General features: G+C 73.6%; 21 protein-coding genes. 14 read left to right on the forward strand and 7 right to left on the reverse strand.

Translation table 11 applies throughout. From position 1 onward, the window contains the following. Positions 1-80: 80 nt before the first annotated feature. From ABZO31_RS18480 to ABZO31_RS18490, 3 genes are all read right to left on the reverse strand, one after another. Positions 81-542, reverse strand: a complete 462-nt coding sequence (locus ABZO31_RS18480; protein ID WP_406862335.1) for a nuclear transport factor 2 family protein — start codon at positions 540-542, stop codon at positions 81-83. After that, the gene (gene folP / locus ABZO31_RS18485) at positions 539-1,399 is read right to left on the reverse strand and encodes a dihydropteroate synthase (protein WP_406862336.1); all 861 of its coding nucleotides are present in this window, start codon (positions 1,397-1,399) and stop codon (positions 539-541) included. Before folP ends, ABZO31_RS18480 begins: the two co-directional genes overlap by 4 nt. A gap of 77 nt (positions 1,400-1,476) precedes the next feature. Next, entirely contained in the window at positions 1,477-3,342 is a 1,866-nt protein-coding gene (locus ABZO31_RS18490) for a phosphatidylglycerol lysyltransferase domain-containing protein (RefSeq protein WP_406862337.1), read from the reverse strand. 144 nt (positions 3,343-3,486) lie between these two features. Between ABZO31_RS18490 and ABZO31_RS18495 the strand changes: the two genes are divergently transcribed. Then, positions 3,487-4,599: an alpha/beta hydrolase gene (locus ABZO31_RS18495; protein ID WP_406862338.1), complete on the forward strand. Its 1,113-nt coding sequence runs from the start codon at positions 3,487-3,489 to the stop codon at positions 4,597-4,599. Here the strand turns inward: ABZO31_RS18495 and ABZO31_RS18500 are convergent. Beyond that, positions 4,586-5,554, reverse strand: coding sequence for an ABC transporter ATP-binding protein (locus ABZO31_RS18500; protein ID WP_406862339.1), 969 nt, complete (start codon positions 5,552-5,554; stop codon positions 4,586-4,588). The two genes, ABZO31_RS18495 and ABZO31_RS18500, sit on opposite strands and share 14 nt — an antisense overlap. Before the next feature lie 153 nt (positions 5,555-5,707). Between ABZO31_RS18500 and ABZO31_RS18505 the strand changes: the two genes are divergently transcribed. The 4 genes from ABZO31_RS18505 to ABZO31_RS18520 all read left to right on the forward strand — a co-directional run bounded on the left by ABZO31_RS18505 (position 5,708) and on the right by ABZO31_RS18520 (position 9,241). Continuing rightward, positions 5,708-6,397, forward strand: a complete 690-nt coding sequence (locus ABZO31_RS18505) for an ABC transporter permease (protein ID WP_406862340.1) — start codon at positions 5,708-5,710, stop codon at positions 6,395-6,397. After that, positions 6,394-7,077: an ABC transporter permease gene (locus ABZO31_RS18510; RefSeq protein ID WP_406862341.1), complete on the forward strand. Its 684-nt coding sequence runs from the start codon at positions 6,394-6,396 to the stop codon at positions 7,075-7,077. The genes ABZO31_RS18505 and ABZO31_RS18510 overlap by 4 nt, the downstream gene beginning before the upstream one ends. Continuing rightward, on the forward strand, positions 7,074-8,036 hold the full coding sequence (locus tag ABZO31_RS18515) for an ABC transporter substrate-binding protein (protein WP_406862342.1): 963 nt from the start codon (positions 7,074-7,076) through the stop codon (positions 8,034-8,036). The genes ABZO31_RS18510 and ABZO31_RS18515 overlap by 4 nt, the downstream gene beginning before the upstream one ends. A 107-nt stretch (positions 8,037-8,143) precedes the next feature. Beyond that, complete coding sequence (locus tag ABZO31_RS18520; protein WP_406862343.1) at positions 8,144-9,241, forward strand: hypothetical protein; 1,098 nt, start codon at positions 8,144-8,146, stop codon at positions 9,239-9,241. A gap of 66 nt (positions 9,242-9,307) precedes the next feature. On the opposite strand, the gene ABZO31_RS18525 is transcribed toward ABZO31_RS18520, so the two are convergent. Both ABZO31_RS18525 and ABZO31_RS18530 read right to left on the reverse strand, forming a co-directional pair. Further along, positions 9,308-10,450: an NADH-quinone oxidoreductase subunit D gene (locus tag ABZO31_RS18525; protein ID WP_406862344.1), complete on the reverse strand. Its 1,143-nt coding sequence runs from the start codon at positions 10,448-10,450 to the stop codon at positions 9,308-9,310. Positions 10,451-10,539: 89 nt separating this feature from the next. After that, entirely contained in the window at positions 10,540-11,502 is a 963-nt protein-coding gene (locus tag ABZO31_RS18530; protein WP_406862345.1) for an SAM-dependent methyltransferase, read from the reverse strand. Between the two features lie 96 nt (positions 11,503-11,598). Between ABZO31_RS18530 and ABZO31_RS18535 the strand changes: the two genes are divergently transcribed. Together ABZO31_RS18535 and ABZO31_RS18540 are read left to right on the forward strand one after the other, a co-directional pair. Continuing rightward, positions 11,599-12,798, forward strand: coding sequence for a sensor histidine kinase (locus ABZO31_RS18535; protein WP_406862346.1), 1,200 nt, complete (start codon positions 11,599-11,601; stop codon positions 12,796-12,798). 54 nt (positions 12,799-12,852) lie between these two features. Continuing rightward, positions 12,853-13,533, forward strand: coding sequence for a response regulator (locus tag ABZO31_RS18540; RefSeq protein WP_406862347.1), 681 nt, complete (start codon positions 12,853-12,855; stop codon positions 13,531-13,533). 27 nt (positions 13,534-13,560) lie between these two features. On the opposite strand, the gene ABZO31_RS18545 is transcribed toward ABZO31_RS18540, so the two are convergent. Further along, a complete protein-coding gene (locus ABZO31_RS18545; protein ID WP_406862348.1) occupies positions 13,561-14,727 on the reverse strand; it encodes a threonine aldolase family protein in 1,167 nt (388 codons plus the stop codon). A 125-nt stretch (positions 14,728-14,852) separates the two neighbouring features. Here ABZO31_RS18545 and ABZO31_RS18550 point away from each other — a divergent pair, with 125 nt between their 5' ends. From ABZO31_RS18550 to ABZO31_RS18580, 7 genes are all read left to right on the forward strand, one after another. Beyond that, a complete protein-coding gene (locus ABZO31_RS18550; RefSeq protein WP_406862349.1) occupies positions 14,853-15,782 on the forward strand; it encodes a Rossmann-like and DUF2520 domain-containing protein in 930 nt (309 codons plus the stop codon). Next, on the forward strand, positions 15,779-16,774 hold the full coding sequence (gene panC / locus ABZO31_RS18555) for a pantoate--beta-alanine ligase (protein WP_406862350.1): 996 nt from the start codon (positions 15,779-15,781) through the stop codon (positions 16,772-16,774). Before ABZO31_RS18550 ends, panC begins: the two co-directional genes overlap by 4 nt. 11 nt (positions 16,775-16,785) lie before the next feature. Next, positions 16,786-18,501 carry an L-aspartate oxidase gene (locus ABZO31_RS18560; RefSeq protein ID WP_406862351.1) on the forward strand — a complete coding sequence of 572 codons (1,716 nt, stop codon included), beginning with the start codon at positions 16,786-16,788 and terminating at the stop codon, positions 18,499-18,501. Next, entirely contained in the window at positions 18,498-19,517 is a 1,020-nt protein-coding gene (nadC, locus tag ABZO31_RS18565) for a carboxylating nicotinate-nucleotide diphosphorylase (protein WP_406862352.1), read from the forward strand. The genes ABZO31_RS18560 and nadC overlap by 4 nt, the downstream gene beginning before the upstream one ends. Then, on the forward strand, positions 19,517-20,320 hold the full coding sequence (locus tag ABZO31_RS18570; RefSeq protein WP_406862353.1) for a type III pantothenate kinase: 804 nt from the start codon (positions 19,517-19,519) through the stop codon (positions 20,318-20,320). Before nadC ends, ABZO31_RS18570 begins: the two co-directional genes overlap by 1 nt. A gap of 116 nt (positions 20,321-20,436) precedes the next feature. Further along, complete coding sequence (locus ABZO31_RS18575; protein ID WP_406865396.1) at positions 20,437-20,994, forward strand: hypothetical protein; 558 nt, start codon at positions 20,437-20,439, stop codon at positions 20,992-20,994. A 14-nt stretch (positions 20,995-21,008) separates the two neighbouring features. Continuing rightward, on the forward strand, positions 21,009-21,191 hold the full coding sequence (locus ABZO31_RS18580; protein WP_406862354.1) for a hypothetical protein: 183 nt from the start codon (positions 21,009-21,011) through the stop codon (positions 21,189-21,191). Positions 21,192-21,286 lie beyond the last annotated feature (95 nt).

A 21,286-nucleotide genomic window follows, 5' to 3' on the forward strand; every position in this document is an offset into this window, starting at 1 on the left:
GGGGGCGTGGCCGGGGTGGCCGCAGGGGTTGATGGTCGCGCCTACCCGGTGCCTGGGATTCCAATCCCCTGGCGGAGATTTCAGTCGTTCGGGCTCTCGTCCTCGTCCTCGGTGAGCACCGGTGAGGCGTGGTGGGACCAGAGTTTCCAGCCGTCGGATGTGCGGCGGAACACATTGGTGGCGACGACGAGCTGTCCGACGAGCGGGCCGAGCTCGCCCTCGTCCTCGGCGGGGCCGCCGCTGAGGATGTTCTCGGTGCAGGTGACGACGGCCACGTCGCCGGCGAGGGAGACCCGGACATCGGTGAGGAAGAACTGGATGTACTCGGTGTTCGCCATGATCACGGCGTAGGAGCGGAGTACCTGGCCGCGGCCGAAGAGCAGGGGCCAGCCGGGGTGGACGCAGGAGATCCCGGAGTAGGGGGGTCCGTCGGCGTCGGAGATCCAGAGTGCGGAGACCGTGTCGAAGTCGCCCCGTTCCATCGCCTCGTAGAAGGCGGTGTTGGCGGCCGCGACCGCCTGGGTGTCGGTCTCGTGGGTCACCGGGCTCCTTCGACGGCCCTGGCGACCCGCACGGCGTCGGCGGTGGCCCGGACCTCGTGGACGCGGACGGCCCAGGCGCCTTCGTGGGCGGCTATCGCGGAGACGGCAGCGGTGGCGGCGTCGCGTTCCCGGGCGGGCGGCGGGGCGCCGTCGGTGCCGGCGAGGACGGCGCCGAGGAACCGCTTGCGGGAGGCGGCGACGAGCAGCGGCCGGCCGAGGGTGCGGAACTCGGCGAGGTGGGCGACGAGGGCGAGGTCGTGCGGGGCGAGCTTGGCGAAGCCGAGGCCGGGGTCGAGGACGATCCGTTCGGGGGCGATGCCGCCGTCGACGACGGCGTCCATGCGGGTGCGCAGTTCGGTGAGGACTTCGCCGACGACGTCCTGGTACACGGCGAGGCTGTTCATGCCGGCGCTGAAGCCGCGCCAGTGCATGACGACGAAGGGGACCTCGGCGGCGGCGACGGCGGGGACCATCTGCGGGTCGGCGAGGCCGCCGCTGACGTCGTTGACGAGTACGGCGCCCGCCTCGACGGCGCGGGCGGCGACGGTGGCGCGCATGGTGTCGACGGAGACGGTGACGCCTTCGGCGGCGAGGCCGCGGACGACGGGGACGACGCGGCGGAGTTCCTCCTCCTCGTCGACGCGGGTGGCGCCGGGGCGGGTGGACTCGCCGCCGACGTCGACGAGGTCGGCGCCCTCGGCGACCAGGTCGAGGCCGCGTTTGACGGCCGTCGTGGTGTCGAACCAGCGGCCGCCGTCGGAGAAGGAGTCCGGCGTCACGTTGACGACTCCCATGACCGCACAGCGGTCCCACTCCGGCAGGCCCCAGGCCGTGCCCCGTCCGCGCAACGTACTCATACGTCCAGCGTAGGGCCCGCCCCTGGGGCGGGCCCCACGGGCCGTCGGTACGCCCGGCCCCCCGACCGGGCGTACGGTCATGCGGCGCGGACCTCGGGGTCCGCGGCGGTGTCGCCGTGCGCGCTGCCGATGCGGCCGATGTGGGCGCAGGGCCGGGGTGCCGGGGCGGGGCGGCGGCGGGCGAAGGGGCGGGGCAGGGCGAGGTTCACGAAGCCTTCGGCCTGCATGGCGGCGAAGCCGATGCGGGGCAGGTCGCGGCTCTTGCGGTAGACGACGAAGCGGGGTTCCCAGCGGGGCTGGAACTTGGCGTTGAACTTGTACAGCGACTCGATCTGGAACCAGCGCGAGAGGAACACCAGCAGGCCGCGCCAGTGGCGGAGCACCGGGCCGGCGCCGATCTTCTCGCCGCGGGCGAGGGCGGCGCGGAACATGGCGAAGTTGAGGGAGACCCGTTCGATGCCGAGGCGCGGGGACTCCTGGAGGGCGGCGACGATGAGGAGTTCGTTCATGCCCGGGTCGGCGGAGCGGTCGCGGCGCATGAGTTCGAGGGACATGCCGTCCTCGCCCCAGGGGACGAAGTGGATGATCGCCTTGAGGTCCCCGTACGCGGAGTCTGTTTCCGTGGCGGAGTCCGCCCTGTGCGCGGTGGCGATCACGGCGTCGCCGTCGGCGGGGTCGCCGATGCGGCCGAGGGCCATGGAGAAGCCGCGTTCGGTGTCGGTGCCGCGCCAGTCGGCGGCGGCGCGGCGGATGGCGTCGAGTTCGGCGTCGTCGAGGTCACGGGCGCGGCGGACGCGGGTGGTGTAACCGTTCCGCTCGATGCGCTTCACCATCTGCCGGACGTTGCGCATGGCCCGTCCGGACAGGGAGAAATCCTTGACGTCCACCACCGCCTCGTCGCCGAGTTCGAGTGCGTCGAGGCCGGTCTCGCGGGTCCAGACCTCGCCGCCGGTCTCGGAGCAGCCCATGACGGCGGGGGTCCAGGAGTGGGCCTTGGCCTCGTCCATGAAGCGTTCGATGGCGCCGGGCCATGCCTCGACGTCGCCGATGGGGTCGCCGCTGGCGAGCATCACGCCGGAGACGACGCGGTAGCAGACGGCGGCCTTGCCGCTGGGGGAGAAGACGACGCCCTTGTCGCGGCGCAGGGCGAAGTGGCCGAGGGAGTCGCGGCTGCCGTGCTTGGCGAGCAGGGCGCGCAGCCGGGCCTCGTCGTCCTCGGTGAGCCGGGCGGCCGGGTGCTCGGGGCGGAAGGCGAAGTAGATGGTGGTGAGGGCGGTGAGCATGCCGAGTGCGCCGAGGGAGTAGCCGACGACCCAGTCGGCCTTGCCGGTGTAGGCGAGGGGGCCCTCGATGCCGACGAGCCCGTACAGGACGTGCTCCAGGCGGTCCGTGAGGCCGGGGCTGCCGATGATGCTGCGCGGGTGGGCGCTGACGACGACGAGGCCGAGGGCGAGGGAGCCGGCGCCCATGAGGACGAAGTTGGCGAGTGCCCGCCAGCGGCTGCGGGGGTCGGGGAGGGCGGCGAACTGGTCGCGGTGGCGCAGCAGCAGGGCGAGCAGCACCAGGGAGAGGAGGGAGCCGAGGACGGAGTGCCGCCAGGTGAACTGGGCGGCGGCGCCGAGCGGCAGCAGGACCACGGCGGCGCGCCAGGCGCGGCGCTTGTGGCGCTTGAGGCCGTGGGCGAGGAGCAGCAGCAGGACGCCGGCGCTCAGGGAGAGTGCGGCCGACAGGGGGCCCAGGGTGCCGGGGAGGACCTCGGCGAGGGCGTGCATGCGGCTGGCCCGGAACCGGGGGAAGACCCCGGCTGCGACGTCGATCAGGCCGATGACGGCGCAGGCCGTGCCGACGAGGGCCGGCACCGCCTCGGGGCGCGGTCCGCTCAGGATCCGTCGCACCCAAAGCGGAACCGATCGTGATTTGTCCCCATCTACCGTGACAGACATCGCTTCCCGTGGCTCCGCGAGAGATTCTGGCTCCGGCGGCCAGCGGGCCCTGCCGGAGGAGTTGCGCCCTCTAGGACGGCGCTTCCCGGGAGCGGGTTCATTCGCTCACCGGAAATTTCTCGACGAAGAAAGTTCAAACGCCTCATGGGTCTCACCAGTAACAAGGTCCTGGCGCTGGCGGTCACGCTGGCCGTGGTGTGTTTCGTCGCCACGGTCTGGCTGTGGCCGCGCCTGTCGGGCCGGAACTGGCGCGCCGTGCTCGGCCGGATCGGTCTGCTGATGGCGACCCAGCTCGTGCTGTTCGCCTCGGTCGGGCTCGCGGCCAACAAGTCCTTCCTGTTCTACGGCTCCTGGGCGGACCTGTTCGGCCAGGAGCAGGAACTCGGCGTCGTCGTCGACCACTCGGCCGGGAAGAGCGGCGTGAAGGTGGTCGGCACGCAGCGTCTGGACGTGCCGGGCGGGCAGCGGCCGCAGGTCGGGGGGCAGATCCAGAAGATCGTGGTGGCGGGGGCCAGGTCGGGTGTCACCAGCCCGGCGTACGTGTACCTGCCTCCGGAGTACTTCCAGCCGGCGTACGCGAGGACCGCCTTTCCGGCCTCGGTGGTGCTGACCGGGTACCCGGGCACGGCGGAGAACCTGCTGAAGGGCCTGAAGTACCCGCGGACCGCCTTCCAGCAGGTGAAGGACGGGAAGATGCGGCCGATGATCCTGGTGATGCTGCGGCCCACGGTCGCCCCGCCGCGGGACACCGAGTGCGTGGACATCAAGGGCGGCCCGCAGACCGAGACGTTCTTCGCGCAGGACCTGCCGGCGGCGGTCTCGGCGACCTACCGGGTCGGCACCAAGGCGCGGAACTGGGGCTTCATCGGCAACTCGACCGGCGGCTACTGCGCGCTGAAGATCGCCCTGCACCACCCGGAGCGGTACGCGGCGGGGGCCGGCCTGTCCGCGTACTACAAGGCCGCCGAGGACGTCACGACGGGCGACCTGTTCCACGGGGACACCCGGGCCCGCAAGCGGGCCAACCTGCTGTGGAGCCTGGACCACCGGCCGCAGGGCCGGTCGTCGTTCCTGGTCACCTCGTCGCGGGAGGGCGAGGGGAACCTGAAGGGGACGCTGGCGTTCATCAAGAAGGTGAAGGCCCCGGCGAAGGTCTCGTCGATCATGCTGGACAGCGGCGGCCACAACTTCAACACGTGGAACCGGGAGATCCCGCCGGCCCTGGTGTGGATGAGCGGCCGGCTCAGCGCGAGCTGACGGACCGCCGCAGCGCCCTGTGCAGGGCGGCGGGGGTGAGCACGCCGACCTCCCGGCCGCCCTGCTCCGGATCGGTGACCGGGACGTGCTCCGCGTCGTGGAGAAGCAGGGTGGACAGGGCGTCCTTCAGCGGCGCGCCGAGCGGGACGGACGGGGCGGCGTCCTTGCTCACCGCCGGTCGTTCCTCGAGATCCTGACGGGTGATCGGGGTGACCGCGAGCCGTTTGAGGCCGCGGTCCTGGCCGACGAAGTCGGCGACGTACGGGGTGGCGGGGGCGGCGAGCACGGCGGCGGGTGTGTCGAACTGCTCGATGCGGCCCTGCCCGTAGACGGCGATGCGGTCGCCGAGGCGGACCGCCTCCTCCAGATCGTGGGTCACGAGCAGGACCGTCTTGCGGACGGTGGCCTGGAGGTGCAGGAACTCGTTCTGCAGCCGCTCGCGGACCACCGGGTCGACCGCGCCGAACGGTTCGTCCATCAGCAGCACCGGCGGGTCGGCGGCGAGCGCCCGGGCCACCCCGACGCGCTGGCGCTGGCCGCCGGAGAGCTGCTCGGGGTAGCGGTCGCCGAAGGTGGCCGGGTCGAGGCCGACCAGGTCGAGGAGTTCGGCGGCGCGCTCGCGGGCCTTGTTCCTCTTCCAGCCGAGCAGGGCGGGGACGGTGGCGGTGTTGTCCAGGACGGTGCGGTGCGGGAAGAGGCCGACCTGCTGGATGACGTAGCCGATGCGGCGGCGCAGCGCGACCGGGTCGGTGCCGGCGACGTCCGCGCCGTCGAGGAGGATCCGGCCCTCGGTGGGCTCGATCAGCCGGTTCACCATCTTCATCGTGGTCGTCTTGCCGCAGCCGGACGGGCCCACCAGGGTGACCAGTTCGCCCTCGGCGACCTCGAAGGAGAGGTCGTCGACCGCCGTGGTGCCGTCCGCGTACCGCTTGGTCACGTGCTCGAACCGGATCATGCGCCCCATTGTGTCCGGTCGCCGACGGGAGCGTGTGAAGGGCGTGTTGCCGCATCGTGGCGGTCCTCGGTGATTGTCGGTGGCGGGGGTTAGGGTCCCTGTACTGGACTTTGCACAGACGTTCGGAAGGGCGACGCGACCGGGGGGAGGCGCATGAGCACGACGAACTGCCTGGTGACCAACGACTGGATCTGCGGGGAGTACCTGCGCACCCGCAGCGGCGAGTTGACCGACGCGACGCTGCAGCACGCCGGCATCACCGCCGCCTCCGTGCTGCTCGGTCTGCTGGTCGCCTTCCCGCTCGCCCTGCTCGTACGGGCCCGGCCGCGGCTGGCCGCGCCGGTGCTGGGGCTGACCACGCTGCTGTACACGATCCCGTCGCTGGCGATGTTCTCGCTGCTGCTGCCGCTCCTCGGTCTGTCGGCCTCGCTGGTCGTCACCGGCCTGGTGCTGTACTCGCTGACGATCCTGGTGCGGAACATCCTGGCCGGCCTGGAGTCGGTGCCCGCCGAGACGCGGGAGGCCGCGCGCGGCATGGGGTACGGGTCGGGGCGGCTGCTGTGGGAGGTCGAACTGCCGCTGGCGCTCCCGGCGGTGATGGCCGGGGTGCGGATGGCGACCGTGTCGACGATCGCGCTGACGACGGTCGGTTCGATCGTGGGCCGGGGCGGTCTGGGCAATCTGATCGAGGACGCGCTGCCGACGTTCTTCAAGGCGCAGGTACTGGCCGCGTCGGTGCTGTGCGTGCTGCTCGCGGTGGCGGCGGACCTGGCGCTGCTGGGCGTCCAGCGGCTGCTGACGCCGTGGGCGCGGATACGCACGGCCCGGGGGGCGGTCGCATGAGCGCGGTGTCCGGGGCCTGGGCCTGGCTCGCCGACGGCGCCCACTGGGCCGGGGCGGACGGGGTGGGGCAGCGGCTCGCCGAGCATCTGTACGTGAGCGGGCTCGCGCTGCTGGTCGCCTGCGCGCTGGCGCTGCCGCTCGGGCTGTGGCTCGGGCATCTGGGCCGGGGCGGGGCGCTGGCGATCAACGTCTCCAACGTGGGCCGGGCGGTGCCGGTGTTCGCGGTGCTCGCCCTGTTCATGGTGTCGCCGCTGCGCAACGCCGGCTATGTGCCGACGGTGACGGCGCTCGTGCTGTTCGCGGTGCCGCCGCTGCTGACCCACGCCTATGTGGGCGTGCGGGAGGTGGACCGGGCCGTCGTGGAGGCGGCGCGCGGGATGGGGATGTCCGGCGGACAGCTGTTCCGGAGGGTCGAACTCCCCTTGGCGAGGCCGCAGTTGATGACCGGTCTGCGCTCGGCGGCCGTGCAGGTGATCGCCACGGCGACCATCGCCGCGATGGTCGGCCAGGGCGGCCTGGGCCGGATCATCACGGCCGGCTTCGCCACGTACGACACCGCGCAGGTGGTGGCGGGCGCGCTCCTGGTCGCGCTGCTCGCGCTTCTGGTGGAGGCGGCGCTGGTGGGCGCGGACCGGCTGCTGGGCCGGCTCGTTCGACAACGGAGAAGGGTGATCTCGTGAGCAGGACCTCGCGCGTCGCGGGAGCGGCGCTCGCCGTCATGGCGCTGACCGGCGGGCTGGCCGCGTGCGGCGGTGACAGCCTGGAGAAGGCGGGCGGTGCGAAGGAGGGGACGAAGCGGACCCTGGTGGTCGGCGCCGCCGCCTTCACCGAGTCGAAGGTGCTGGCGGAGCTGTACGCGCAGCTCCTGGAGGACGCCGGCTACGACGCCTCGGTGACCACCGTGAAAAACCGCGAACTGTACGAACCCGCCCTGGAGAAGGGCGAGATCGACATCGTGCCGGAATACGCGGCGACCCTCGCGGAATTCCTGAACGCCAAGGCGAACGGCCCGAAGGCGCCCGAGCAGAAGCCGGTCGCGTCGAGCGACCCGGCGGCGACGGTCGCGGCGCTGCGGAAGCTCGCCGAGCCGCGCGGACTGAAGGTCGGGGCGCACGGCGAGGCGGTGGACCAGAACGCCTTCGCGGTGAGCCGGGAATTCGCCGAGAAGAACAAGCTGGCCAGCCTTTCCGATCTCGGCCGGGCGAAGCTGAAGGTGAAGATCGCGGCGGGCGACGAATGCGCGGTCCGGCCGTTCTGCGCACCCGGGCTGAAGTCCACGTACGGCATCGACGTCGCCGGGATCGACCCCAAGGGCGTGGGCACCCCGCAGGCCAAGCAGGCCGTGAAGGACGGGGTGGACCAGGTCGTCCTGACGACCACGACGGACGCCACGATCGAGTCCTTCGGGCTGGTCTTCCTCGCCGACGACAAGAAGCTGCAGAACGCCGACAATGTGCTGCCCGTGCTCAATGCGAAGGACGCCGGGGCGCCGGAGATCGCGGCCGCGCTCGACAAGATCACCAAGGTGCTGACCACTGCCGATCTCGCCGAGTTGAACCGCAAGGTGGATGCGGAGCGGGCCAAGCCCGAGGACGTCGCGAAGGCCTATCTGGAGTCGAAGGGGCTGCTCGGGAAGTAACGGCGCAGCAAAGGGAATCGGCCATTCCGGAGCAGTCCGAAGAGATGGCCGAAGAGTTTGCGGGGGCGACCCCCCACAGGCCGCCTACGCACGGTAAATTTCAGGCCATGCCACGTGGACGCCACCGCCATTCCCCGCCCCTGCACAAGCTCCTGCCGCCCTCCGCGGTCGCCGGCGCTTCCGCTGTCTGTGCGGTAGGCGCCTGGCTGTTCGCGGATCCGCTGGTCCTGCGGCTGCTCGTGGCGGCCGCGGCCGCCGCCGCGGTCACCGGCTCCGTCCTCATGCGCAGCTGGGACCGGAGCGCCGGCCGCAAGGTCGCCGAGCTGGGCCGTGCCCGCACGGCCGACCAGTGGAAGGCCGAGGAGCGGATCGCCGAACTGGAGTCCGACCTGGAGGAGTCCCGCGAGCTGCGGGTCCGCCTGGAGACCAAGCTGCGCGCCAAGCGCGTCGAACTGGCGGGCCTGCGCAACGAGCACGCCGAGCTGCTGCGCCGGTACGCCACCGCCGAGACCGCCCGCGCCAGCGCCCTGGAGGGCACCCGCCGGCTCGCCCTGGAGGCGTCCGCGCCCGCCAAGGAGCTGCCCGTCGCCGGGGCCGTGCCGGCCCCGGAGGCGTACCGCAAGGCCGCCGAGGCCCTGCGGAACCTCGCCCGCAACGCCGCCGCCCAGGAGGCCCGGCGCACCGCCGAGGCCGCCCGCAGCCGCGACCTGGCCGAGCGGGCCCGGGAGGAGGAGCCGCAGGGGAAGCACGCGGCCGCCGCCGGGACCGGGCAGCACGCCCGTACGGCCGCCGCGCTGCCCGCGGTGCCGGCCGCGCCGGCCGTCCGTACCGTCCCGGCCGCGGCCGCCGTCGTCCCGTACCACGCCCGCCGGCCCGCGCCGCGGCCCGAGGGCGGCTTCGACTTCTTCGGCACGCAGGTCGCCGGGGAGGCCGCGAAGGCGCTGCAGCCCGGGCAGACCGCCAAGGAACTGCAGGCCGGCCAGACCGCCAAGGAGCTGCAGAGCGGCCAGCAGAAGGCCGTCGCCGCGATCGAGGCCGTGCAGCACGAGGACCTCGCCGACGTGGTGGGCGAGGAGGTCCTCGCCGGGGCGGCCGTCCCGCGTCCCGTCCCCGGGCGCGCCATCGGCCAGGTCATCGACCTGACCGCGCACGACGAGACCGAGCAGCTCGACGTGGCGGAGCTGCGGGGCGCGGTCAACTCCTGACGGCAGGCAAGGAGAAAGCCGCCGGTCCCGCCTTCCGCGGGACCGGCGGCTTCTTCCTGGGCCCGCCTACTTGTCGATGTCGCCGACGACGAAGAACAGGGAGCCGAGGATCGCGACCATGTCGGCGACCAGCGTGCCCGGCAGCAGCACGGTCAGCGCCTGGATGTTGTTGAACGAGGCCGAACGGAGCTTGAGCCGGTACGGGGTCTTCTCGCCCTTGGAGACCAGGTAGTAGCCGTTCACGCCGAGCGGGTTCTCGGTCCAGGCGTACGTGTGGCCCTCGGGGGCCTTCAGGACCTTCGGCAGCCGCTGGTTGACCGGCCCGGGCGGCAGCTCGTCCATCCGGTCCAGGCAGGCGTCGGCCAGGTCGAGCGAGTTGTGCGTCTGCTCCAGCAGGCACTCGAAGCGGGCCAGGCAGTCGCCCTCCGTGCGGGTGACCACCCGCAGGACGTCCTGCAGCTCCCCGTACGCGAGGTACGGCTCGTCGCGCCGCAGGTCGAAGTCGACGCCCGAGGCGCGGGCGATCGGGCCGGTGACGCCGAAGGAGTGCACCGCCTCGGCGGACAGGGCGCCGACGCCGCGGGTCCGGCCGCGAAAGATCTCGTTGCCGAGCACCAGACGGTCGTACACGTCCATCCGCGCCCGTGCGTCGGCGATCGCGGTACGGGCCCGGCCGAGCCAGCCGGCCGGCAGGTCCTCCTTGAGGCCGCCGACCCGGTTGAACATGTAGTGCATCCGGCCGCCGGAGATCTCCTCCATGACGGCCTGCAGCTCCTCCCGCTCGCGGAAGGCGTGGAAGATCGGCGTGATGCCGCCGAGTTCGAGAGGGTAGGAGCCGAGGAACATCAGATGGTTCAGCACGCGGTTGAGCTCGGCGAGCAGCGTGCGCATCCACACCGCGCGCTCCGGCACCTCCATGCCGAGCATCCGCTCGACCGCCATGACGACACCCAGCTCGTTGGAGAACGCGGAGAGCCAGTCGTGCCGGTTGGCCAGCATCACGATCTGCCGGTAGTCACGCGCCTCGAACAGCTTCTCCGCGCCCCGGTGCATGTACCCGACGACCGGCTCGGCGTGCCGTACGACCTCGCCGTCGAGCACCAGCCGAAGACGGAGCACACCGTGCGTGGAGGGATGCTGCGGCCCGATGTTCAGCACCATGTCGGTGCTCTCCGCCGCCCCGCCGATACCGATGGTCGTCTCCGTCATGGGGACAGTATCCCCGGGGCGTGAACCGTTGCGGCACCCCTTCCGCGGAGTGGGCAGCCGTTCTCACCTCTCGTTTTCACCCGTCGTTCTCACACGTCGTGCCGCAGCCACAGAAAGTCCCCCAGCCCGCCCCGCGCGGTCAGCTCCGCCGCCTCCCCGGCGGAGGCAAGGGCGCGCACGTACGCGGCCGGATCCGACGACGCCAGCGACAACGGCGGCCGCTCCCCGGCCACCCCCAGCCCCCGCAGCGCCTCCCGCTGCGTCAGCAGGGAGCCCCCCACCGCGGCGGCGCACACCGCGTCCATCGCCACATGCGCCGTCACGTCGCACGACCCGTCCGGCACGGCCGCCACCTCCCGCCCGCCCCGGAACCCGGTCAGCGTCCCGAAGAGCGGCCGCCCTTCGCGTACATGCCCGTAGTCCACCGCCACGGCGGTCCCGGCGGCCAGGCACGCCACCGCGGCCGCCCACGCCTCGTCCCGGGGCCGCCCGATCTCCGCCCGCTCCCCGGGCGACGACGGCGGCCACCACCGCGCCAGCCACTCCGCGTCCGCGCCCGAGACCTCGTCCCCGGGCCGCTCCTCGCCGTCCGCCGCCCGCACCTCCACGTACCGGACGGTCCCCGCCTCGTCCACGGCGGCCACGTCCACCGGCACGTTGTCCAGCCACTCGTTCGCGAACAGCAGCCCCCGCACGCCCCGCGGCACCCGGTCCATCCAGGTGATCCGCGCGTCGAGCCCGGCCGGCCGGGCCGCGCGCTCCACGCCGTACGCCCGGACCGCGATCCCCTCCGGCACCGCCGCGAGCACACCGGTCAGCAGCTCGCCCCGCCCCGCGCCGACGTCGACGAGATCCACCGCGTCCGTGCCCAGCCGGTCCGCGACCTGGGTCAGCAGCCGGGCCACCGCGCCCGCGAACAGCGGCGAGGCGTGCACCGACGTACGGAAGTGCCCGGCCGGCCCCTCCGGCCGCAGGTAGAAGCCGCCGGGCCCGTACAGCGCCCGCTCGGTGGCGAGCCGCCAACCGCTCCACTGACACGTCTCATCCGTCACGCGCCCAGTCTCCACCTTGCGGAGTACGGTGCTCACGGCAAGGATCGGCCCTCCGGTTGACCCGGGCACCTGTCCGCCTTCCCTACGCTGGGTCACGTGCAGCGCGTCTATGACTTCCTCCGCAGACACCCGACGGGCGTCGACGGCTTCTGGGCCGTCGTCCTCTTCGGGTTCTCCGTGCTGTGGGTGGTCAGCAGCTATCCGTCGGTCGAACGGCCCGTCGCGTACGGGGCCGTCGGCGCGCTGTTCGCGGTCGTCGTGGCGCTGCGGCGCAGGATGCCGCAGCGGATGCTGGTGCTGGCGATCGCGCTGGGCGTGGTGCAGCTCGCGTTCGACCTGATGCCGTTCTTCGCGGACTTCGCGATGCTGGTGATCATCTACACGGTCGCCGCGCACGACGGCCCGCGCTGGGCGTCCCGCCTCGCGCTGGCCGGCGGCCTGAGCGCGGCGACGCTGGCCCAGCTCAGATGGCCGACGGAGGGCCAGGGCTCGACGGCGGCGCACGTCTTCTTCACGGTGATCATGACGGTGCCGTTCGCGCTCGCCTGGGTGCTCGGAGACTCGCTGCGCACCCGCCGCGCGTACTTCGCGCAGCTGGAGGAGCGGGCGTCCCGGCTCGAGAAGGAGCGCGAGGCGCAGGCGAAGGTGGCCGTCGCGGCGGAGCGGGCGCGGATCGCCCGCGAGCTGCACGACGTGGTGGCGCACAACGTGTCCGTGATGGTCGTCCAGGCGGATGGCGCCGCGTACGTCATGGACAGCTCGCCGGACCAGGCCAAGCAGGCCCTGGAGACCATCGCCGGCACCGGGCGGCAGGCGCTCGCCGAGATGCGGCGGCTGCTCGGCGTGCTGCGCACCGGGGAGCACCAGGAGGCCGGCGAGTACGTGCCGCAGCCGGACGTCCAGCAGATCGAGGACCTGGTCGAGCAGGTCCGGCAGGCGGGGCTGACCGTCGACTTCAAGATCGAGGGCTCGCCGCGGCAGCTGCCGAGCGGCGTGGAGCTCACCGCGTACCGGATCGTGCAGGAAGCGCTGACCAACACCCGCAAGCACGGCGGACCGGAGGCCGGGGCCAGTGTCCGGCTGGTCTACTTCGACGACGGTCTCGGCCTGCTCGTCGAGGACGACGGCCGGGGCGCGACGCAGGAGATGTACGAGGACGGGGGCGCCGACGGCCGCGGCCACGGCCTCATCGGCATGCGGGAGCGGGTCGGCATGGTCGGCGGCACCCTGGACGCGGGCCCGCGGCCGGGGGGCGGCTTCAGAATCAGTGCGTTGCTCCCCCTGAAACCCGCGTAGCACCCACCCGCCGAACTCGCCCCGAGCCCGAGCCCCGAGACCCGAAGGAACCCCATGTCCATCCGCGTGATGCTCGTCGACGACCAAGTGCTGCTGCGCACCGGCTTCCGCATGGTGCTGGCCGCCCAGCCGGACATGGACGTGGTCGCCGAGGCGGGCGACGGCGCGGAGGCGATCGAGAACCTGCGCGCGACGCAGGTGGACGTGGTGCTGATGGACGTCCGCATGCCGAAGCTCGACGGGGTCGAGGCGACCCGGCGGATCTGCGCCGGCGAGAACCCGCCGAAGGTGATCATCCTGACCACCTTCGACCTGGACGAGTACGCGTTCTCCGGCCTGAAGGCGGGCGCCAGCGGCTTCATGCTCAAGGACGTGCCGCCGAGCGAGCTGCTCGGCGCGATCCGGGCGGTGCACAGCGGCGACGCGGTGGTCGCCCCGTCGACCACCCGCCGCCTCCTCGACCGCTTCTCGCCGATGCTCCCCTCCTCCGGCAAGGAGACTCGGGCCGTCGACAAGACGCTGGAGAAGCTGACGGACCGCGAGCGCGAGGTGATGATGCTGGTCGCGCAGGGCCTGTCGAACGGCGAGATCGCCGCCCGGCTCGTCCTCTCGGAGGCGACGGTGAAGACCCACGTCGGCCGCATCCTCACCAAGCTGGCCCTGCGCGACCGCGTCCAGGTCGTGGTCCTGGCCTACGAGACGGGCCTGGTCCGCGCCGGCGGCGGCGCGGCCTGAGGGAGCCGGCCGGTCCGGCCGAGCCGGTCAGTCCACCCGCGCCAGGAACTCCCGCACCGCCTCCCGGACGTCCTCCGCCGTCCACTCCAGACCCGGGGCCGAGACCGTCACCTCCGTCGCCGCCACGCCCGGAGGGCCGCCCGCCGGGCCGGGGAACCAGCGCCGGAACAGGACCGTGCCCGTCTCCTCCGCCAGCCGCACCGCCGCGGCCGTGAGGACCTCCGGGTCGTACGGCAGCCAGACCTGGAACTGGTGGGTGTGCGGGGTTTCGGGGTGGACGCGGAACCAAGGGACCCCCGCCTCCGCGAACGCCTCCCGCAGCGCCTCCGCCACCGTCCGCGCGTGCGCGACGTACGACGGGAGGCGCGGCAGCTCCTCCTGCAGGCCGCGCAGCGCCGTCAGGGCGGCCGGGTACTGCTGGAAGAGCAGCCCGCCGTACCGGTGGCGCCACACCCGCGCCTCCGCCATCACGTCCTCGGGCCCCGCCAGCGCGGCCCCGGACATGCCGCCGAGCGACTTGTAGAACGACACGTACACGCTGTCCGCGAGCCCCGCGATCTCCCGCAGGTCCCGGTCGCCGAAGTGCGGGCCGCACTCCCACAGCCGCGCCCCGTCGAAGTGGACCACCGCGTCCCGCTCGCGGGCCGCGTCCACCGTGTCGACCAGCTCGTCCCACGCCGGCAGCACGAAACCCGCGTCCCGCAGCGGCAGCTCCAGCATCAGCGTGCCGAAGGGCTCCGGGTGGTCCCGCACCTCCTCGGCCGTCGGCAGCCGGGGCTCGGTCGTCGGGTGGACCGTGCGCAGCCCGCTCACCGCGCCCAGCGCCCCGTCCTCGTGGACCTCCGGATGGGCCAGCGGATGCAGCGCGACGACGTCGCTGCCGGTCCGCCCCGCCCAGCAGCGCAGCGCCACCTGCTGGGCCATCGTCCCGGTCGGGAAGTACACCGCCGCCGGGAAGCCGAGCAGCTCCGCCACCCGCTCCTCCACCGCGGCGACCGGACCGCCGCCGTACGTGTCGACCAGCTCGTACGGGTCCGAGAACCGGTGCGCGACGTCCAGCAGCTCCCTCAGCTCGGTCAGCCGTTCGCCGACCGAGGCCTCCGCCGGGCTGTGCCACAGCGCCCGTTCCGCGGCGTACCAGGCCGTGGCCCGCCGTCGTCGTGCTTCCTGCTCCACGTCTTCCGAGTCATTCATGCGCTGATCATCACACTGCCGCCCACAGCCTGTGGATGGCCGCGAAACCCTGCGAAACGCTGGCGTAGCATGGCCAGAAATCGTCCGGTACCCGCCGAGGACTGGAACGGAAGGCCGCCGTCAGCGTGAACGCACCACCAGAAGCCCGAGCCGAGGACCGCCCCGCCCGGCTCACCGTCGGCGTCGTCGGCGCCGGCCGCGTCGGACCCGCGCTCGCGGCGTCCCTGCAGCTCGCCGGGCATCGTCCGGTCGCCGCCTCCGGCGTCTCCGACGCCTCCCGCAGGCGCGCCGCCGCCCTCCTGCCGGACGTGCCGCTGATGGCGCCCGCCGAGGTGCTGGCCCACGCCGAACTGGTCCTGCTGACCGTGCCCGACGACGCCCTGCCGGGCCTCGTCCAGGGCCTCGCCGAGACCGGCGCCGTACGGCCCGGGCAACTGCTCGTGCACACCTCCGGGCGGTACGGGGTCCAGGTCCTCGACCCCGCGCGGCGGGCCGGCGCGCTCCCGCTCGCCCTGCACCCCGCCATGACGTTCACCGGCACCCCCGTCGACGTCCAGCGGCTGGCCGGCTGCTCCTTCGGCGTGACCGCGCCCGACGAGCTGCGGCTGGCCGCCGAGGCCCTGGTGATCGAGATGGGCGGCGAGCCCGAGTGGATCGCCGAGGACAACCGCCCGCTGTACCACGCGGCCCTGGCCCTCGGCGCGAACCACCTGGTCACCCTGGTGGCCCAGTCGATGGACCTGCTCCGCACCGCCGGCGTCGCCGCCCCCGACCGGATGCTCGGCCCGCTCCTCGGCGCCGCGCTCGACAACGCGCTGCGTTCCGGCGACGCCGCCCTGACCGGCCCGGTCGCCCGCGGCGACGCCGGCACGGTCGCCGCGCACGTCACCGAGCTGCGCAAGCACGCCCCCGGCACGGTCGCCGGCTACCTGGCCATGGCCCGCGCCACCGCCGACCGCGCCCTCGCCCACGGCCTGCTCAAGCCCGAACTCGCCGAGGACCTGCTGGGCGTCCTCGCCGAGCGCCCCACCACGTCCCAGGGAGACGACCGATGAGCCTCGTCCCGGTCCGCACGGCCGCCGAGCTGAGCACCCGGGGGGCCGCCGGTCCCCGGGCCGTCGTCATGACCATGGGCGCGCTCCACGACGGCCACGCGACGCTGGTCCGCGCCGCCCGCGCCCACGTCGGCCCCGAGGGCCACGTCACCGTCACCGTCTTCGTCAACCCGCTCCAGTTCGGCGCCGGCGAGGACCTCGACCGCTACCCGCGCACCCTCGACGCCGACCTGAAGATCGCGGAGGAGGCCGGCGCGGACGCCGTGTTCGCCCCGTCCGTCGACGAGGTCTACCCCGGCGGGGAGCCACAGGTCCGGATCACCGCCGGGCCCATGGGCGGGCTCCTGGAGGGCGCGTCCCGGCCCGGGCACTTCGACGGCATGCTCACCGTCGTCGCCAAACTGCTCCACCTCACCCGACCGGACGTCGCCTTCTTCGGCCAGAAGGACGCCCAGCAGCTGGCCCTGATCCGCCGGATGGCCCGCGATCTGAACTTCCCGGTCGAGATCGTCGGCGTACCGACCGTCCGCGAGCCGGACGGCCTGGCCCTGTCCAGCCGCAACCGCTACCTCTCGCCCGCCGAGCGGCGCACCGCGCTCGCCCTGTCCCGCGCCCTGTTCGCCGCCCGCGACCGGCTCGGCGCCCAGCACGCGCTGCGCGCCCGCGCCGCGTCCCTGCCCGCCTCCGAGACCCGCGCCGAGGCCCTGTCGCAGATCGGCGAGGCCCGTGCCGCCGCCGACGCGCACGCCGTCGCCCAGGCCGGCGAGGGCGGCGGCGCCGACGCCGTACGGGCCGCGGCCCGCGCCGTCCTGGACGAGGCCGCCGGCGGGCATCCGCCGCTGACCCTGGACTACCTGGCCCTGGTCGACCCGGCCGACTTCACCGAGGTCCCGGACGACCACGACGGCGAGGCGATCCTCGCCGTCGCCGCCCGCGTGGGGACGACGCGGCTGATCGACAACCTCCCCCTGAACTTCGGAGCCGCCCAGTGACCGGAAGTCACGTGTCCGCGCCTCACGTGTCCGGCGGCATACGCCTCGACGCCCCCGCCCCCGGCTGGGCCGTCGAGGCCGACGTCGTGGTCGTCGGCTCGGGCGTCGCCGGCCTGACCACGGCGCTGCGCTGCACCGCCGCCGGGCTGCGCACGGTCGTCGTCACCAAGGCCAACCTGGACGACGGCTCCACCCGCTGGGCGCAGGGCGGCATCGCCGCCGCGCTCGGCGAGGGCGACACCCCCGAGCAGCACCTCGACGACACCCTGGTCGCCGGCGCCGGGCTCTGCGACGAGCAGGCCGTGCGCACCCTCGTCACCGAGGGCCCGGACGCGGTCCGCCGGCTCATCGCCACCGGCGCGGACTTCGACCGGACGGCCGACGGCACGATCGCGCTGACCCGCGAGGGCGGCCACCACCGCCGCCGGATCGCGCACGCCGGCGGCGACGCGACCGGGGCGGAGATCTCCCGGGCGCTGGTCGAGGCGATACGCGAGCGGGGCGTGCGCACCGTCGAGCACGCCCTGGTCCTGGACCTGCTCACCGACGCCGAGGGCCGTACGGCCGGCGTCACCCTGCACGTGATGGGCGAGGGGCAGCACGACGGCGTCGGCGCCGTCCACGCCCCGGCCGTGGTCCTCGCCACCGGCGGCATGGGCCAGGTCTTCTCCGCCACCACCAACCCGGCCGTCTCCACCGGCGACGGCGTCGCCCTCGCCCTGCGCGCCGGGGCCGAGCTGTCCGACCTGGAGTTCGTCCAGTTCCACCCGACCGTGCTGTTCCTCGGCGCGGACTCGCAGGGCCAGCAGCCGCTGGTCTCCGAGGCGGTACGCGGCGAGGGCGCCCATCTGGTCGACGCGGACGGGGTCCGCTTCATGCTCGGGCAGCACGAACTGGCCGAGCTCGCGCCCCGCGACATCGTCGCCAAGGCGATCATGCGCCGGATGCAGGAGCAGGGCGCGCGGCACATGTACCTCGACGCCCGGCACTTCGGCGCCGAGATGTGGGAGAACCGTTTCCCGACGATCCTCGCCGCCTGCCGGGCGCACGGCATCGACCCGGTGACCGAGCCGATCCCGGTGGCCCCGGCCGCGCACTACGCCTCCGGCGGCGTCCGCACCGACCTGCACGGCCGGACCACCGTGCCGGGCCTGTACGCCTGCGGCGAGGTCGCCTGCACGGGCGTGCACGGCGCGAACCGGCTGGCGTCGAACTCGCTCCTGGAGGGCCTGGTCTTCGCCGAGCGGATCGCCGACGACATCACCGCGTCCGGCCCGCTGCGCGAGGGCGCGCGGGAGACGATCCCCGCCGCGGGCGTCGTACCGGCCGTCGACCCGGCCCGTCGTACCGAGATCCAGCGGATCATGAGCACGTACGCGGGGGTGCTGCGGTCGCGGGAGAGCCTCCGGGAGGCGTCGGTCGGGCTGGAGGCGCTGAGCGCGGACAACGCCGTCGAAGCCCTCGGCGACAAGGCGGCCGTGCCCGGCACCGAGTCCTGGGAGACCGCCAACCTGCTCGCCGTCTCCCGGGCGCTCGTCGCCGTCGCCCTGGAGCGCGAGGAGACCCGCGGCTGTCACTGGCGCGAGGACTTCCCCGAGCGCGAGGACGAAACCTGGCGACGCCACCTGATCGTGCGGCAGACCGCCGGGGGACTGGCCGTCACCCCCACCGCCACCGCAGACTTTCCGCCCGTAACCCCCGAAGCAACCTGGGAGCCGCAGTCGTGAGCACGCCCGAAGAAGCACGTCCGGAGCCCGTCGACGTGCCCCTGATCCACATCAACGCCACGGCGGACGCCGGGGGCGGCTGCGGCGACGGCTGCGGCTGCGCCGGCGGCGACGAGGTGTACGAGTGCGGGCTCGACCCGGCGCTCGCGGAGCTGCTGGCCGAGGCGGGCCTCGACCCGATCCAGGTGGAGGACATCGCCCACCTCGCGATCGCGGAGGACCTGGACGGCGGGGTGGACGTCACCACCGTGGCGACCGTCCCCGAGGACGCGGTGGCGACGGCGGACTTCACCGCCCGCGAGGCGGGCGTGGTGGCCGGTCTGCGGGTGGCCGAGGCGGTGCTCTCGATCGTCTGCACCGAGGAGTTCGAGGTCGAGCGGCACGTCGAGGACGGCGCGCGCGTGGAGGCCGGGCAGAAGCTGCTCTCCGTCACCAGCCGCACCCGTGACCTGCTCACCGGCGAGCGCAGCGCGCTGAACATCCTGTGCCGGCTCTCCGGCATCGCGACCGCCACGCGCCGCTGGGCGGACGCGCTGGAGGGCACCAGGGCCGAGGTCCGCGACACCCGCAAGACCACGCCGGGCCTGCGCGCCCTGGAGAAGTACGCGGTGCGCTGCGGCGGCGGCGTCAACCACCGCATGTCCCTGTCGGACGCGGCGCTGGTGAAGGACAACCACGTGGTCGCCGCGGGCGGTGTGGCGCAGGCGTTCAAGGCCGTGCGCGAGCGGTTCCCGGACGTCCCGATCGAGGTCGAGGTCGACACCCTGCACCAGGTCCGCGAGGTCCTGGAGGCGGGCGTGGACCTGATCCTGCTCGACAACTTCACCCCGGCCGAGACGGAGGAGGCGGTCGCGCTGGTCGCCGGCCGCGCGGTCCTGGAGTCCTCCGGCCGGCTGACCCTGGAGAACGCGAAGGCGTACGCGGCGACCGGCGTGGACTACCTGGCGGTCGGCGGCCTCACCCACTCGTCCCCGATCCTGGACATCGGCCTCGACCTGCGCGAGGCGACCGTCTGATGCTGCTCACCATCGACGTCGGCAACACGCAGACCACCCTCGGTCTCTTCGACGGCGAGGAGATCGTCGAGCACTGGCGGATCTCCACGGACCCGCGGCGCACGGCCGACGAGCTGGCGGTCCTGCTGCAGGGACTGATGGGCATGCACCCGCTGCTCGGCGTGGAGCTGGGCGACGGCATCGAGGGCATCTCGATCTGCGCGACGGTGCCGTCGGTGCTGCACGAGCTGCGCGAGGTGACGCGGCGGTACTACGGGGACGTGCCGGCGGTCCTGGTGGAGCCGGGCGTCAAGACGGGCGTCCCGATCCTCACGGACAACCCCAAGGAGGTCGGCGCGGACCGCATCATCAACGCGGTCGGCGCGGTCGAGCTGTACGGGGGTCCGGCGATCGTCGTCGACTTCGGCACCGCGACGACGTACGACGCGATCACCGCGCGGGGCGAGTACGCGGGCGGGGCGATCGCGCCGGGCATCGAGATCTCGGTGGACGCGCTCGGCATGAAGGGCGCCATGCTCCGCAAGATCGAGCTGGCCCGGCCGCGGAACGTGATCGGCAAGAACACGGTCGAGGCGATGCAGTCCGGCATCGTCTTCGGCTACGCCGGCCAGGTCGACGGAGTGGTCGCCCGGATGAAGCGCGAGCTGGCGGGCTCGGGCGACCCGTCGGACGTCACGGTGATCGCCACCGGCGGCCTGGCGCCGATGGTGCTGGGCGAGGCGGCCGAGATCGACGTGCACGAGCCCTGGCTCACCCTGATCGGCCTCCGCCTGGTCTACGAGCGCAACGTCAGCCGCCTCTGACGGCTCCGTACGGCGTAAGGCGTCGTCGGCGCGCCACGGATCGGGTGATTCGCGAAGTTTGTCTGATTAGCGCGTATCGTCGCCGCATGCCCACGCCATACGGATCCCGCGGCGGCCTGGCCTTCGGCGCCGACGAGCTGCGCGTGCTGCGCCGCGCGCTCGCCGGTGCCCTGTGCCCGGCGCCCCTCGACGACGAGGACGTGCAGGACTGTCTGCGGCTCGCGGACGCACTCGACGAGGCAGCCCGCGAGGCCGGGCGGCTGCGCGCCTTCCTGCTCGCCGACCTCGGCCGCTACCGCGCCGCCCTCCCCGGCTCCGCCCCCGGCTATCTGGAGCTGCTCCAGGACGCCCTGGCCGCCGGCTACGACCCCCGCCCCGAGGACCTCGCCGCGCTGCGCTCGCTGCGCGCGCGGCCGGTCGCCGCCGCGCTCCTCGCGCGGTGCGCCGAGCTCGCGGAGCGCTCCGTACGCGCCCGCCTCGCGCGGGCCACCGCCCCCGCCCCCCGTACCCGGCTGCTCGCGCTGCCCGGCGGGCGGTCCGCGGACGAGCCCAAGCCCCGGCCGAAGCCGGCGCCGAAGCCCGTCGAGCGCCCGGTCCCCAAGCCCTCCGAGGTGTTCCCGCCGCGCCGGCGGCCGGTACCGCCGCCCCCGCCCGAGGAACGCGTCGCCGGATAGCTACTCTGGACGCCATGGAATACGTATCCGCGCTCCTCCCCCCCGTCGTGATGGCCGTCTTCTTCACGTGCCTCGTCGTGACGATCGTCAAGAGCCAGGGCGGTCCGAACAAGGCCAAGGAGGACGCGGCCGTGGACGCCGCACTGGCCCGCGCGGAGGCCGCCCGCCAGGTGCAGGCGGAGGGCGGCAGCCGCTGACCGCGGCCCGCGACACGCCACGCCACCAGGGCGTACGACCACGTCTCGTGGCCGTACGCCCTTTTTTGCGCGCTCCCTGCGTCTCCGCTCCGGTC

It is taken from the genome of Streptomyces solicamelliae, assembly GCF_045348655.1.
Taxonomy (GTDB): domain Bacteria; phylum Actinomycetota; class Actinomycetes; order Streptomycetales; family Streptomycetaceae; genus Streptomyces; species Streptomyces solicamelliae.